Raw genomic sequence first — 13272 nt, forward strand, 5'->3', positions numbered from 1 at the left:
CGTTGGCGGTGCATCCGCGGGCGGGGCGCCCGGGGCTCCTCGTCAGTCCCATTCCAGTCCTCCGCGGCGCCACTCGTAGGCGTAGGCGATCGACACGTTCACCAGGAAGAGGACCATCGCGATCAGGCCGAACAGGCCGAGTGCGTCGAAGTGCACGGCCCACGGGTAGAGGAAGATGATCTCGATGTCGAAGACGATGAAGAGCATCGCCGTCAGGTAGTACTTGATGGTGAACCTGCCGCCGCCGGCCGGCTGCGGGGTCGGCTCGATGCCGCATTCGTAGGCCTGCAGTTTCGCCCGGTTGTACCGCTTGGGGCCGGCGATGCTGCCGACGACCATCGATACGACGACGAACGCGGCGCCGATCGCACCGAGTACGAATACGGGCGTGTACAGCTCCATCGTGGGTCGTTCCCCTTCATTGCCTGGCGGGACCGCGGCGCCCGGCCGGGTGCGCCGCCGGGTCGGCCCGGGGGCTTGTGAACGCATTCACGTGCCCGGGGTGCGCGGTGCTCCGCTTCGCCGTCGCCATCGCCTCGCCGTCCTGCGCGTGCCCGGTCCGCCTATGCGGCGGGCGCCATCCGGGAGAGCCCGTTGATCACCCGGTCCATCGCATCGCCCCGGCTCGGCTCGGTGAGGTTGGCCAGCATCTTCAGCACGAACTTCATCAGGGTGCGCTGGGGCAGGCCGTACTTGGTCGCGTACTTCATGAAGTCCGGGTTGCCGATCACCTTCACGAAGTAGCGGCCCAGCGTGTAGTAGCCGCCGTAGACGTCGGAGAGGATGTCGGGGTAGCGGTGCAGCGCCCGCTCCCTGGTCTGCACGGTGGTCCGGGAGAGTGCCTGCACGGCCACCTCCGCGGCGATCGCCCCGGCCTCCATGGCGTAGGCGATGCCCTCGCCGTTGAACGGGTTGACCATGCCTCCGGCGTCGCCGACCAGCATCAGCCCGCGCGAGTAGTGCGGGGTGCGGTTGAAGCCCATCGGCAGGGCGGCGCCGCGGACCGGCCCGGTCCGGTTCTCCTCGGTGAACCCCCACTCCGCGGGCATGCTCTCGGTCCAGCGGCGGAGCAGCCGGCGGTAGTCGACGTCCTGGAAGGCCGCGGTGGAGTTGAGGATGCCCAGGCCGACGTTGGAGGTGCCGTCGCCGACCCCGAAGACCCAGCCGTAGCCGGGCAGCAGCACGTCCTTGCCGCTGCTGGAGTCCCACAGCTCCAGCCAGGACTCCAGGTAGTCGTCGTCGTGCCGGGGGCTGGTGAAGTAGGTGCGCACCGCGACGCCCATCGGGCGGTCGTCGCGCTTGCGGATGCCCAGTGCCACCGAGAGCCGGGAGGAGTTGCCGTCCGCCGCGATCACCAGCGGGGCCCGGTAGACGACCCGCTCGCCCGCGGGGTCCTTGGCCACCACGCCCTGCACCCGGTCGGTCCGCGGGTCCAGCAGCGGGGCCTGCACGGTGGTCCGCTCCAGGAGCTTGGCGCCCGCGGCGCGGGCGTGCTCGACCAGGATGCGGTCGAAGTCGTAGCGGGTGCGGACCAGGCCGTGGCCGGGGTACTCGGCCAGCTCGGGCCAGGGGAGCTCGAGGCGGACGCCGCCGCCGATGATGCGCAGCCCCTTGTTCGGGATCCAGCCGGGACCGTCGAAGGGGACGCCCAGCGCGGCCAGCTGCTTGACGGCGCGCGGGGTCAGGCCGTCGCCGCAGACCTTCTCCCGGGGGAACGAGGTCTTCTCCAGGACGAGGACGTCCAGACCGGAACGGGCCATGTGGCAGGCGGCGGTGGAGCCGGCCGGTCCGGCCCCGACGATGATGACGTCGGCTTCGAGGTCTGCGGTGCCCCGCTCGGTGGGCGGGGGCGGTGCTGTGGCGCTCACGAGTGGTTCCCTGCGGCTGTGGGGGTGCGCGGATAACGCTTTTCGGTTGTTCTTCAGGGGGTTCCGGCTATGTGGCTCAACGCCTTTTATCCGCCGCGGGCCGGCTCGGCGAGCCGGAACGGCGACGAATCGCACGTACGCTTGTGAAGGGCTTCACAAGGCTGCTGCCCCGAAGTCTAGACCTTTCGCGTTCCACGGGCGACCCCCAACCGCCATTCATCTTGTTAGGGCATTTTCGCCCCCAAACCGGACGTAGCACGCTTTACCTCGGTTAATAAGGTAAACCTACGTCCGTTTCATCCTCGTAAATCACTTTTCAGCCTTAACAAGAGTTAAAGGCACCGAAAAGTGCTCTTCGGTGCCTTTGTTGCTGAAGTGAATTGAGTTGTTCAGGGGGCGGGGGCGATCAGGACTCCCGGTAGCCGCGGTGCAGCGCGACCACCCCGAAGGTGAGGTTGCGCCACGCCACCCGGGACCACCCGGCGCGCTGCAGGCGCGCCGCCAGGGCCGGCTGGTCCGGCCACTCCGTGATGGATTCGGACAGGTACGCGTAGGCCCCGGTGTTCCGGGTGAACAGCCGCGCCACCCGGGGCAGCGCCGCCATCAGGTACCCCGAGTAGAGCCGGTCCACCGGCCGCACCGGGATATGGCTGAACTCGCAGACCACCAGGCGGCCGCCGACCTTGGTCACCCGGCGCAGCTCGCGCAGGGCCTGCTCCGGGTCCTGCACGTTGCGCAGCCCGAAGGAGATCGTCACCGCGTCGAAGGTCTCGTCCGCGAAGGGCAGCGCCAGCGCGTCGCCGGCCACGCAGGTGACCCCCTGCGCCGAGGCCCCGCCGCGCTGCTCGGCGCCGACCCGCAGCATGCCCTGCGAGAAGTCGCAGGCGACGACCTTCGCACCCTTGTCCGTGAAGGCGAGCGAGGAGGTCCCGGTGCCGGCCGCAAGGTCGAGCACCAGCTCTCCGCCGTAGGCCTCGACCGCGCGGACGACGGCGCGCCGCCACTGCCGGTCCTCGCCGAGCGAGAGGACGTCGTTGAGCAGGTCGTAGCGGGCCGCGATGCTGTCGAACATGGCGGCGACGTCCGCAGGCGACTTATCGAGTTCGGCACGGGTCATGCCCCCACCCTAAGGGCGGGGCGGCGCCCGGCCGACCGCCCCCCGCGCCCCCGCTCAGCGGGTTCCGGTCCGCACCCGACCGGGGAGGCGTTACGGTACGTAACCGACCGACCGCACCAGGAAACGATCTCCCCGAGGAGGTGGCCGCGTGCCGCCGACCCGCCGGCACCGGGCGCTCGCCGCGCTCGGCGCGCTCGCCCTCGCCGCCGCGCTGCACACCGCCGAGCGGCCCGCCGCGGCCGGCCCCCTCGGCCACCCCGCGGTGGTCGGCCGGGACCCCGCCGACTGGACCCCGCACGTGCTGGACGGGGCGGTGAAGTCGATCGTCCGGGTCGGCGGGACCGTCTACGCGGCCGGCTCCTTCGAGCGGGTGAGCCCTCCGGACCGCTCGCGCACCCTGCACCGGAGCGGCGTGTTCGCCTTCGAGCACGGCACCGGGCGGATCCTCGACTTCGCCCCGGAGGTGGACGGCACCGTGGCGAGCCTGGCCGCCGCGGACGGCGGGGTGTTCATCGGCGGCTCGTTCACCGAGGTGAACGGGGCGGAGCGGCGCGGCGCCGCGCTGCTCACCAGCGGCGGCCGGCTGCGCCCGGGGTTCGACGCCCGGCTGGACGGCGGGAGCGTCTACCGGCTGGCCCGGCACGGCGGCTCGCTCTACCTGGCCGGCTCGTTCCGCTCGGCGGGCGGCTCCTCCGGCCCCGGCCTGGCCCGGGTGGACGCCGGCACCGGCGCCGCCGACCCCTCGTTCGCGGTGCGGATCGCCGAACCCCGCCGGGGCACGCTGCGGGTGCAGGACATGGCGCTGAGCCCGGACGGCCGGCGGCTGGTCGCGGGCGGCACCTTCACCCGGGTGGACGGCGAGCCGCGGCCGCAGATCGCGATGGTCGACACGGCCGCCTCGCCCGCGCGGCTCGCCGACTGGTCGACCGAGGCCTACGCGGCACCGTGCGACCACTCCCGGATGCACACCTACATCCGGCAGATCGACTTCGCCCCGGACGGCTCCTACTTCGCGGTGGCCGCCACCGGCGGCCCGGATCCGAAGCCGGGGCTGTGCAAGGCGGTCGCCCGGTGGGAGAGCGACGGGGCGGCCGGGTCCGAGCCGACCTGGGTGAACCGCACCGGGGGCGACTCGCTGTACGCGGTGGCGGCCACCGGGGCCGCCGTCTACGTCGGCGGCCACCAGCGCTGGATGGACAACCCGGAGGGCCGGGGGGACGCCGGTCCGGGCGCGGTGCCGCGGGAGGGGATCGCCGCGGTCGACCCGGAGACCGGGAAGGCGCTGCCGTGGAACCCGGGGCGGGCCCGCGGGCACGGGGTGGAGGCGCTCACCGCCACCGAGGACGGCCTCTACGTGGGCAGCGACACCACCCGGCTGGGCGGCGAGCGCCGGGACCGGATCGGGATGTTCCCGCTGCCCTCCTGAGATCGTTGCTGGGAGAAGCCCGCCTCAGACGATGATCTTGACGTTGCGGGCCTATCAGAGCGCTCTGATAGGCCCGCAGCGTCAAGATCATCGGAGGAAGGGCAGGGGAGTGGGGTGTTCTTCTGCGCTCACCGCCTTTTCCCGTCAACCATCTGAGGGGCGGGGCCGGCTCCGGGAGGGCGGGCCGGAGGCGGCGCCGGAGAGGGCCCGGACGCGGCCGCGCCGACCCGGAATTCCAGCGGAGTCCCGGATCGGCGCGGAGGCGGGCCCGGGTCAGTCCCGGGAGGAGGCGCCGACGCTCCGGCCGGCGGAGGGCTCCTCCCCGGCGCCCTCCTCCGCCCCCTCGGCGCGCTTCGCGCCCTCGGCGCCCTCCGTCTCCCCGGCGCTCGCGGCCCCCTCGGCGGAGGCCTCGGCGCCCAGGTCCTTGAGCGGGGTCGGGGCGGCCGGGGCGGCGCCGGGGCGCTGGGCGCCGTCCTCGTGCGAGGCGCCCGACTCCAGCCGGCGGCCCATCCCGCGCATCCGGTCCATCCCGCCGGCCACGTGCACCGACATCGCGTCCCGCTGCTTGGACAGCAGGACGTAGCTGACCAGGCCGCTGATCAGGAAGGCCAGCGCGATCGCGAGGAAGCCGCGGGCGCCCAGAAGGTACAGGACGCCGTAGGCCACGGCGAAGAGCAGAAGGCGGGCGGAGGTGTAAGCGAGGACGCTACGCATGAAACTGCCTCACAACGGGTGGTCCATTTCACTATCGTGGGTGCGGCGGCTCCTTCGTCCCGCCCGGCCCGCACACGGCGGCCCGGGTGCCCTCGGAGGCGTCGACGCAGGTCCGGCCGGTGGCCGGGCCGCCCTTCAACAAGGGTAAGGGCGGTCCCGCGGGACCGCCGCGCACCCCTGCCGCAAGGGCGCGCCCGCGGTCGGGCGCCGGGCGCGGGAGGCCGGTGCGCGGATGATCGGACGTCTTGAAAACGACAGCCGACGCCGAAGGTCACGTTCCAATCACATATCACGCACTCTTCCCCCGACCCGGATGGTTTTTACGAAAACTAGGGATGAAACGGACTTACTCGTGCACACTAGGGGACCTAACGCCCGCCTCCCCCACAACGTCTCCGGCGGGCCCGAAGGGGGATTGTGAAGGTGGAAAGAGGAAGCGAACGTCTACTCACCCCCGGAGAGGTAGCGTCCCTCTTCCGGGTGGACCCCAAGACGGTGACCAGATGGGCGGCCTCCGGCCGAATCAGCAGCATCAGAACGCCCGGCGGGCACCGCCGGTTCCGTGAGTCCGAAGTCCGCGCACTGCTGCACGGGGAACCGACCGAACCGACCCCCTGACCCGGGCCCGGTCCCCCCGTACACCGCACCCCCGGCGCGGCCATGCCCGTCCGCGCGATCCCGCCTGCGCTCGACACCCTGCTCCCCCGCACGGACACGGCGGATCGCGGATAGGCTTGAAGCATGGTGTGGCTCGCTGGCCTAATCACGCTCCTGTCGATCGTGCTGTGGGTGTACGCGTTCTTCGACGCGCTCACCACTCCGGCTGAAGAGGTCCGGACGCTTCCCAAGCTGCTGTGGCTGATCGCGATCGTCGTCTTCACCCCGGTCGGTCCGCTGCTCTGGCTCTTCCTCGGCCGGCCGCGCGTCGCGGCCCCTCCCGCGGCGGCGCCGCCGGCGCAGGGTGTGCCCTCCTTCGAGCACATCGACCCGTCCGACATCACCGCGTCCCCCGGGAACCCGACGCCGATCGGCCCCGAGGACGACCCGGAGTTCCTGCGCGATCTGAACCGGCGGATCCGTCCCGAGGAGGACTAGCCGGCCCGGCCGCACCCGCGGGGGCGGCCGGACGGCGCGAGGGGCCGCCCCGATGGATCGGGGCGGCCCCTCGCGTCTGCGCGGGTGCGGGCTCAGGCGTAGCTGTGCAAGCCGCTGAACAGGTAGTTCACCGCGAAGAAGTTGAACATCAGGCAGGCGAAGCCGGCCACCCCGATCCAGGCGGTCCGGGTTCCGCGCCAGCCCGCGGTGGCCCGGGCGTGCAGGTAGGCCGCGTACACCACCCAGGTGATGAAGGACCAGACCTCCTTGGGGTCCCAGCCCCAGAACCGGCCCCAGGCCTCGTCCGCCCAGATGGCGCCGGCGATGATCGCGAAGGTCCAGAGCGGGAAGGCGATCACGATGAACCGGTGCGAGACCCGGTCCAGCAGCTCCGGCGCGGGCAGCTTGGCCGCGATGCCGGCCACCTTCTCGCCCGCGGCGCGCTTCATCTCGCTGCGGTGCGCGATCAGGTAGGTGATGCCGGCCGCCCCGGAGACCATGAACGCGCCGGTGGCGATGATCGCGGCGGAGACGTGGATGGCGATCCAGTAGGAGTGCAGCGCCGGGATGACCGGGCCGGCCTCGCTGTACAGCCAGCGGACCGCGATGCCCAGCAGCAGCACCACCGGGAGCAGTACGAAGGTGCCCAGGTAGCGGGCCTTGTAGCGGAACGCCGCGTACAGGAAGGCGCCCACCGAGCACAGGCAGATCGCCACCACGAACTCGAACATGTTGCCCCACGGCCAGCGGTCCGCCGCCAGGCCGCGGGTGGCGATCTGTCCCAGGTTGAGCAGGAAGCCGAGGACCGTCACGACCAGCGCCACCAGGCCGAGGCCGTTGCGCGCGGCCGAGGGGCGCGGCCCGGCGCCGCGCACGCTCACCTCGATGCCGTCGCCGCCGCCCGCGGCCGCCTCCTCCTCGGCGTCCAGGTCGACCGTGGAGGAGCCGCCGGCCGCCGCAGGGGCCGCCCCGCCCGCCCCCTTCGCGCCGGGCCCGGCGCCGGCGGTCGCGCCGACCGGGTCCATCCGGCCCGGCGCCAGCGCCTTGCGCCGGCCGTAGGCGGCCTCCAGGGCGAACAGGAACAGGGCGATCGCGTAGGCCACGATCATCGCGATGATCAGGCCGTCGCTGAACGCGGCCATCCCCTCGTCCACCGCCGCCTCCGCGGCGAGCTCGTACACCACCGGCTACTCCTCCGACTCTCTCGTGCCCTCGCCGCCCGGCCCGCCGCCGGTGCGCTCCGCGCCGCCGGTGCGGCGCAGCGTGTCCCTCAGTCCGGTCGCGATGCGGTGGAACTCCTGGCTGTTGGCGGCCGATTCGGTCTTGCCCAGGCCGGCCACCTCGACCACGGTACGCCCGTCCTCCCCGGCGGTGGCGCGCACCCAGGCCCGCCGCGGCCGGACGAACAGGGTGCCGAGCAGGCCGAGCACCGCCAGCGAGGAGAAGAGCAGCGCCGGCACCCGGCCGGGGTTGTGCGTCATCTGCAGGCTGACGAACTCCTTGTAGCCCTTGAACTTCAGGGTCCCGGCGCCGTCCGGCAGCTCCCAGGAGTCGCCGGGCCGCATCGGCTCCGACTCGCCGAGCTTCTCCATCCGCGAGGTGTAGAGCTGGTACACCGACTGGGGCTCGTTCATGCCCAGGTCGCCCTCGTAGGCGGTGAGCACCACCGTGGGGTCGGTGGCGTCGGGGAAGGTGGAGACGAGCTCGTCCGGGTCCTCCCGGCTCTCCCCCGGGGTCGGCAGGAACACCCCGCTGAACCCGAGGCCCTCGGGGAGCGCGTCGGGCGCCTTCACCACCCCGTCGGAGGTGAAGCCGGGGTCCTGGTCCCGCGGCAGGAACGGCACCGGCTGGTCGAAGACCACGTCGCCCTCGCCGTCGACCACCTCGAACTCCGGCGCGTAGCCGTGGCCGAGCAGGTACACCTGGACCCCGGCCACCGAGAGCGGGTGGTTGACCCGGAGCAGGTGCTCCTGCTCCTCCGCGCCGGGCTCGTCCCGGTAGGTGAGGTCGGCCTCGAAGGAGTCGGCCTGCCCGGCGAAGGCGCCCTCCTCCAGGAACCGGGCCCGGAAGTCCTCCACCGTGAAGGAGAACGGCTCCAGCCCTTCGCCGTCGACCGCCGCACCGGGGTGGAAGGCGTCGTAGGAGGGGAGCGTGTTGGCGAACGAGTCGCCCTCCACCACCAGCATGTTGCCCCGGTAGCCGAAGACGTAGCCGGCGGCCAGTGCGACCAGCAGCCCCAGCAGGGCGACGTGGAACAGCACGTTGCCGGTCTCGCGCAGGTAGCCGGACTCCCCGGAGACCGAGTCGGCGTGCCGGTCGGTCCGGTACCGCTTGAGCAGCTTCGCGCCCTCGTCCAGCGCCCGCTCCGGGGAGGCGTCGGTGGTGAACCGCGCCGAGTAGGGCATCCGGCCGAGGTTCCGCGGCGTCTTGGGCGGCCGGGAGCGCATCAGCCGGTAGTGCGCGGCGGCCCGCGGGATCACGCAGCCGATCAGCGAGGTGAACAGCAGCAGGAAGATCGCCGCGTACCAGGGCGAGGAGTAGACGTCGAACAGGTAGAACCGGTCCAGCCAGGGGGCCAGGTCCGGGTTCTCGGTGTAGTAGGCCCGGACCTCGTCCGGGTTGACCACGCGCTGCGGCAGCATCGACCCGGGGATCGCCCCGACGGCCAGCAGGAACAGCAGGATGAGCGCGGTCCGCATCGAGGTGAGGATCCGCCAGGCCCAGCGCGCCCAGCCGATCGGGGAGAGCCGGCCCGGGGCGGGCGCGTCCTCGGGGCCCTTGCCGGGCGCGGTCCCGGTGCTTCCGGTGGAGGTCGCCATGGTCCTAGATCACCGTCGCAAAGCCGTCGGTCCATCCCTGCATGACCGCCGTGATCTGCGTCCACACCCCGGTGACCAGCAGCAGCCCGAGGGCGACCAGCATCAGGCCGCCGATCATCGTGATCGCCCGGTAGTGCCGCTTCACCCAGCCGAACGCGCCCAGCGCCTTGCGGTACAGCAGCGAGGCGGCGACGAACGGCGCGCCCAGGCCGACGCAGTAGAAGAAGGAGAGGAGCGCCCCGCGCGCGGCGCTGCCCTCGGTGAAGGCCAGGGTCTGCACCGCGGCCAGGGTCGGGCCGATGCACGGCGTCCAGCCCAGCCCGAACAGGATGCCGAGCAGCGGGGCGCCGAGCAGGCCGGCCGCGGGCGTCCGGTGGATCCGGAACTGCCGGTCGAGCCCGGGGAGCACGCCCATGAAGGCCAGGCCGAGCACGATGGTCAGCACGCCGAGCACCCGGGTGATCGGGTCGGCGTAGTCGAGCAGCAGCCCGCCGATCCCGCCGACGAAGGCGCCCACCGCCACGAAGACGAAGGTGAACCCGGCGATGAAGAGCAGGCTCCCGGCGAGCATGGTCCACCGCCGGGTCTCCAGCTCCTGGTCGAGGGTGCGCACCGTGCCGCCCTCGGCGCGGGTCTCGGCGGCCGCCCGGTTGCGGGCCGCGATGTCCGCGCCGGACAGGCCGGTCACGTACGACAGGTAGCCGGGGACCAGCGGGAGCACGCAGGGCGAGAGGAAGGAGACCAGGCCTGCGGCGACCGCCAGCGGCACGGCGAGCAGCAGCGAGCCCTGCAGGACGGTTTCGGCGATCATTCCGTATCAGCGTCCTCGGCGACGACCTGCTCAACCAGCCCGGTGAGCTGGTCGTAATCGGTCTCGCCGATGACCCGGGCGGCGATGGCGCCGTCCCGGTCGATCACCAGCGTGGAGGGGATGGCCTGGGGCGGCACCGTGTCCCGGAACGCCTGGGCGACCTCGCCCGGCTGGTCGTAGAGGCTGGGGTAGGCCACCTTCTGCTTCTTCTCGAAGGCGAGGGCGGCGGTCTCGTCGTCCTTGATGTTGACGCCGAGGAAGTCGACCCCCTGGTCCTCGAACTCGCCGTGGACCTCGTTCAGCACCGGCGTCTCCGACCGGCACGGGCCGCACCAGCTGGCCCAGAAATTGAGCACCAGGACGCCGCCCCGGTAGTCGGCGAGGGCGACGTCCTCGCCGTCGAGCGTCTTCCCGGAGACCTCGGGGGCCCGGGTCCGCTCGCCCGCCTCGAAGACGGTGCTGGACCCGTCGCCGGAGACGTAGCGGTTCTCCGAGCCGGCGTTCTCGGTCTGCGCGGGGTCGGCGGCGCATCCCCCGAGCGCCGCTGCCGCGGTCAGCGCGGTCGCCGCAGCGGCGAACCGCCCGGCGCGACGGCGCGCACCGGTACTGGGAGAGGGCATCTGAACCTCGAAACGCACAGGTGAGGTGGGCACTATGTCAACGACGACAAAGTGTAGTAGATGCCCTCGCGTTCCCTTCCCCGGCCCGCACGAAGACCCACCCGAGGGCGGTGAGCGGGGGGAGGCACCGCCCCTCGGATGAACCGGTGGGCCCGCCGGGTCCTAGCCGGCCTCGACGAACGCCTCTCGGAGGTAGTCGTGCACGGCCCGCTCCGGCACCCGGTACGAGCGCCCCACCCGGATCGCGGGAAGCACACCCGAGTGGACCATCCGGTACACGGTCATCTTGGAGACGCGCATGATCGTGGCGACCTCGGCCACGGTCAGGAACCTGACCTCTTCCAGTGGAGCCTTACTCCCGTTCATGTTCGGAACGCCCTCGCTTCCGGACGTGCGCGTGGTTTCCCTGGCCTCTTGCCCACCGGGGCGTCGACCGGCGGCACGGGGCCCCGCCCCGCTCCGCCCGGCCCCACCACCGCCCCGGGTGTCGTTGACGTAACTGCTGACACGTCCGTTTTCAGGGTAGATCCGGGGTCACGCCATTGAAAGCCCGGTTTTGCTGTCCCTGCAGCTACACGGGGGAGGCGGGTCCCGTGAGGTTTAGGGGGTGGGTATAAAAAGGCGCCCCGGTCACCCTGCGTCGCCGCCGCCCGGGGCGAGCCCGGCGCGGTCCAGCACGTACTCCGACAGCGGCCGGTAGTCCTCGGTGCTGTAACCGTCGTCCAGCGGCACCGTGGCGTGCAGTTTTCCTTCGTCCTCGCCGAGGAAGAGTGCCGGATCGTTGCAGTCGGCGAACCCGACCACGGACAGGCCCGCCTCGCCGGCGGCACCGGCGAACCCGTGGTCGGCGATGACCAGCTGCGGCCACGGCTCGCCGCGCCGCTCCAGGTCCTCCAGCGCGGCCTCCATCGCGAACGGGTGGTGGCTGTGCCGCGGACCGCCGGCCGCGTCGGTGACCAGGCCGATCCCCTCGTCCCAGACCAGCGTCCGGCGGCCCTGCGCCGAGCCGGCCTCCACCTCGTAGGCGTACCCGGCGCCGCCGGTGACCACCGTGCAGCCGGCCCGCACCAGCGCCTCCTTCCAGGCGCGGTAGGTGGCGTGCAGGTTGATCGGGTGGCCGGTGGCGAACATGATCCGCTCGGCGCCGCGGGCGGCCCGCGCCATCCGGTCCGCCAGCGCCTCCAGCGCGTCGACGGTGCGGTCCGGGTCGATGGTGTCCACGCCGGAGGTGTGCTCGGGGTCGGCGACCACGCCGCAGCGCTTCGCCATCAGCGCCAGCACCTCGGAGTAGGTCCAGTCCCGGTCGAAGGAGAGGCCGAACCGGTGGTACGGGTCGCCCTCGGCGAGTCGGCGGTAGTGCCGGAGGTTGCCCTGCCTGGGCGTGTTCACGTGTCCGGCGATACCGGTGCGCACCAGGTGCGCGATCAGCTCGCTCCGTGAAGGCGGCGTCACCCGTGCTCCCCCTTCCCGGCCTCTCGGCCGCTCATGCGCTTTCCTCGTCCCTGCCCCCGATCCCGGGCCGGTTAACCGCTCCGGCGCCCGGTTCGCCGTCACAGGCTGGGGTCGATGCCCTGGCTGGGGAAGACCGCGCGCCGGGTGGCCTGGATGGCCTGGTCCACCGGGTCCGCCGGGTCGAACCCGGCCTCGAAGGGGGTGAACTCGGCGGTGCGCCCGTCGGTCATGTACAGCGGCGGGACGTCGTCGGTGCGCTCCCGGACGAAGCGCCGCCAGGCGTCGGGGGTGGCGGCCTCCGGGTCGAGCTCCGCGCCGCACGCCTCCGCCAGCAGGTGCGTCCAGGCCCTAGGGACGACCTGCACCAGCTCGTAGCCGCCGCCGCCGAGCACCACCCAGCGGCCGCCCGCGGTCTCCTGGGCCAGCCGGTGCAGCTCGGCGCCGATCCGGCGCTGCCCGTCCATGCTGAGCATCAGGTGGGCCAGCGGGTCGAGCGCGTGCGCGTCCGCGCCGTGCTGGGTGACCAGCACCTCCGGCTGGAACTCGCGGAGCAGCGGCGGGACGATCGCGTCGAAGGCGCGCAGCCACCGGGCGTCGTCGGTGCCGGCCGGGAGGGCGACGTTGACCGAGTAGCCCTCGGCGCCGGGCCCGCCGGTCTCGGCCGGGCGGCCGGTGCCGGGGAACAGGGTGAGCGGCGACTCGTGCAGGCTGATCGTCATCACCCGCGGGTCGTCGTAGAACATCGCCTGCACGCCGTCGCCGTGGTGCACGTCCACGTCGACGTAGGCGACCCGCTTGGCGCCCTGCTCCAGCAGCCAGGCGATGGCCAGCGAGGCGTCGTTGTAGACGCAGAACCCCCAGGCGTGGCCGGGCATGGCGTGGTGCAGGCCGCCGGCGATGTTCACCGCGTGCGGGGCCGCCCCGCTCCACACCGCGCGGGCGGCGGCCACCGACGCCCCGGAGACCAGCGCGGCCGCGTCGTGCATGTTCGGGAAGACGGGGTTGTCCGGGGTGCCGAGGTAGTACGCCTCGTCCGGTTCCAGGGTCTGCCCGGCCTTCTTGACCGCCTCGATGTAGGACGGCTCGTGGATCAGCTTGAGCAGCTCGTCGGAGGCCGGCTCGACCGGGGTGAACGCGACGCCGGGCGCGTCCAGCACGCCCGTCTCGCGGGCGAGCGCCATGGTCAGCTCCACCCGGACCGGGTTCAGCGGGTGCTCCGGCCCGAAGTCGTACGCGGTCAGCCCGTCGTCCCAGGCGACGTGCAGCGAGCAGGCCATGCGCTCTCCCGGAGGGGTCCGATCGGTCAGGGGCGTGTGCGGTGCGACACGTTCAACTCAAGCACACCCGGAT

At 72.5% G+C, this 13272-nt stretch carries 14 protein-coding genes; 3 read left to right on the forward strand and 11 right to left on the reverse strand.

Features of this window, described 5'->3' with window-relative positions; genetic code table 11:
• Positions 1 to 42: 42 nt before the first annotated feature.
• From J0910_RS28370 to J0910_RS28380, 3 genes are all read right to left on the reverse strand, one after another.
• Positions 43 to 402 carry an NADH-quinone oxidoreductase subunit A gene (locus J0910_RS28370; RefSeq protein ID WP_017593294.1) on the reverse strand — a complete coding sequence of 120 codons (360 nt, stop codon included), beginning with the start codon at positions 400 to 402 and terminating at the stop codon, positions 43 to 45.
• Positions 403 to 563: 161 nt separating this feature from the next.
• Positions 564 to 1868 carry a geranylgeranyl reductase family protein gene (locus tag J0910_RS28375; protein WP_420161571.1) on the reverse strand — a complete coding sequence of 435 codons (1305 nt, stop codon included), beginning with the start codon at positions 1866 to 1868 and terminating at the stop codon, positions 564 to 566.
• Between the two features lie 406 nt (positions 1869 to 2274).
• Positions 2275 to 2985: a demethylmenaquinone methyltransferase gene (locus tag J0910_RS28380; protein WP_420161572.1), complete on the reverse strand. Its 711-nt coding sequence runs from the start codon at positions 2983 to 2985 to the stop codon at positions 2275 to 2277.
• 148 nt (positions 2986 to 3133) lie between these two features.
• On the opposite strand from J0910_RS28380, the gene J0910_RS28385 reads away from it, so the two are divergent.
• The gene (locus tag J0910_RS28385; RefSeq protein ID WP_420161573.1) at positions 3134 to 4411 is read left to right on the forward strand and encodes a hypothetical protein; all 1278 of its coding nucleotides are present in this window, start codon (positions 3134 to 3136) and stop codon (positions 4409 to 4411) included.
• A 273-nt stretch (positions 4412 to 4684) separates the two neighbouring features.
• Here J0910_RS28385 and J0910_RS28390 read toward each other — a convergent pair whose 3' ends face one another.
• Positions 4685 to 5125 (reverse strand): DUF4229 domain-containing protein, encoded by a 441-nt coding sequence (locus J0910_RS28390; protein ID WP_420161574.1) that lies wholly within the window; start codon positions 5123 to 5125, stop codon positions 4685 to 4687.
• 417 nt (positions 5126 to 5542) lie between these two features.
• On the opposite strand from J0910_RS28390, the gene J0910_RS28395 reads away from it, so the two are divergent.
• Together J0910_RS28395 and J0910_RS28400 are read left to right on the forward strand one after the other, a co-directional pair.
• Positions 5543 to 5743 (forward strand): BldC family transcriptional regulator, encoded by a 201-nt coding sequence (locus J0910_RS28395; RefSeq protein WP_026120317.1) that lies wholly within the window; start codon positions 5543 to 5545, stop codon positions 5741 to 5743.
• A gap of 123 nt (positions 5744 to 5866) precedes the next feature.
• Positions 5867 to 6220, forward strand: coding sequence for a PLD nuclease N-terminal domain-containing protein (locus J0910_RS28400; protein ID WP_420161575.1), 354 nt, complete (start codon positions 5867 to 5869; stop codon positions 6218 to 6220).
• 92 nt (positions 6221 to 6312) lie between these two features.
• Here J0910_RS28400 and ccsB read toward each other — a convergent pair whose 3' ends face one another.
• From ccsB to J0910_RS28435, 7 genes are all read right to left on the reverse strand, one after another.
• Positions 6313 to 7404: a c-type cytochrome biogenesis protein CcsB gene (gene ccsB / locus J0910_RS28405; protein WP_420161576.1), complete on the reverse strand. Its 1092-nt coding sequence runs from the start codon at positions 7402 to 7404 to the stop codon at positions 6313 to 6315.
• A gap of 3 nt (positions 7405 to 7407) precedes the next feature.
• A complete protein-coding gene (resB, locus tag J0910_RS28410; protein WP_420161577.1) occupies positions 7408 to 9039 on the reverse strand; it encodes a cytochrome c biogenesis protein ResB in 1632 nt (543 codons plus the stop codon).
• A gap of 4 nt (positions 9040 to 9043) precedes the next feature.
• Positions 9044 to 9850 (reverse strand): cytochrome c biogenesis CcdA family protein, encoded by an 807-nt coding sequence (locus J0910_RS28415; RefSeq protein WP_420161578.1) that lies wholly within the window; start codon positions 9848 to 9850, stop codon positions 9044 to 9046.
• Positions 9847 to 10470, reverse strand: a complete 624-nt coding sequence (locus J0910_RS28420) for a TlpA family protein disulfide reductase (protein WP_420161579.1) — start codon at positions 10468 to 10470, stop codon at positions 9847 to 9849. Before J0910_RS28420 ends, J0910_RS28415 begins: the two co-directional genes overlap by 4 nt.
• Before the next feature lie 162 nt (positions 10471 to 10632).
• Positions 10633 to 10836: a helix-turn-helix domain-containing protein gene (locus J0910_RS28425; RefSeq protein WP_017593285.1), complete on the reverse strand. Its 204-nt coding sequence runs from the start codon at positions 10834 to 10836 to the stop codon at positions 10633 to 10635.
• Between the two features lie 264 nt (positions 10837 to 11100).
• Positions 11101 to 11922 (reverse strand): phosphatase, encoded by an 822-nt coding sequence (locus J0910_RS28430; protein WP_420161580.1) that lies wholly within the window; start codon positions 11920 to 11922, stop codon positions 11101 to 11103.
• Positions 11923 to 12020: 98 nt separating this feature from the next.
• The gene (locus tag J0910_RS28435; RefSeq protein WP_420161581.1) at positions 12021 to 13199 is read right to left on the reverse strand and encodes an acetoin utilization protein AcuC; all 1179 of its coding nucleotides are present in this window, start codon (positions 13197 to 13199) and stop codon (positions 12021 to 12023) included.
• Positions 13200 to 13272: the final 73 nt, after the last annotated feature.

The sequence above is a fragment of the Nocardiopsis oceanisediminis genome (assembly GCF_048595525.1).
GTDB lineage: Bacteria > Actinomycetota > Actinomycetes > Streptosporangiales > Streptosporangiaceae > Nocardiopsis_A > Nocardiopsis_A oceanisediminis.

Bases quoted from the DNA above. Each gene is read 5' to 3' on its own strand.
- resB (WP_420161577.1), bottom strand. From the start codon at position 9,039: ATGGCGACCTCCACCGGAAGCACCGGGACCGCGCCCGGCAAGGGCCCC.
- J0910_RS28400 (WP_420161575.1), top strand. From the start codon at position 5,867: ATGGTGTGGCTCGCTGGCCTAATCACGCTCCTGTCGATCGTGCTGTGG.
- J0910_RS28380 (WP_420161572.1), bottom strand. From the start codon at position 2,985: ATGACCCGTGCCGAACTCGATAAGTCGCCTGCGGACGTCGCCGCCATG.
- J0910_RS28425 (WP_017593285.1), bottom strand. From the start codon at position 10,836: ATGAACGGGAGTAAGGCTCCACTGGAAGAGGTCAGGTTCCTGACCGTG.
- J0910_RS28415 (WP_420161578.1), bottom strand. From the start codon at position 9,850: ATGATCGCCGAAACCGTCCTGCAGGGCTCGCTGCTGCTCGCCGTGCCG.
- J0910_RS28435 (WP_420161581.1), bottom strand. From the start codon at position 13,199: ATGGCCTGCTCGCTGCACGTCGCCTGGGACGACGGGCTGACCGCGTAC.
- J0910_RS28390 (WP_420161574.1), bottom strand. From the start codon at position 5,125: ATGCGTAGCGTCCTCGCTTACACCTCCGCCCGCCTTCTGCTCTTCGCC.
- J0910_RS28420 (WP_420161579.1), bottom strand. From the start codon at position 10,470: ATGCCCTCTCCCAGTACCGGTGCGCGCCGTCGCGCCGGGCGGTTCGCC.
- J0910_RS28370 (WP_017593294.1), bottom strand. From the start codon at position 402: ATGGAGCTGTACACGCCCGTATTCGTACTCGGTGCGATCGGCGCCGCG.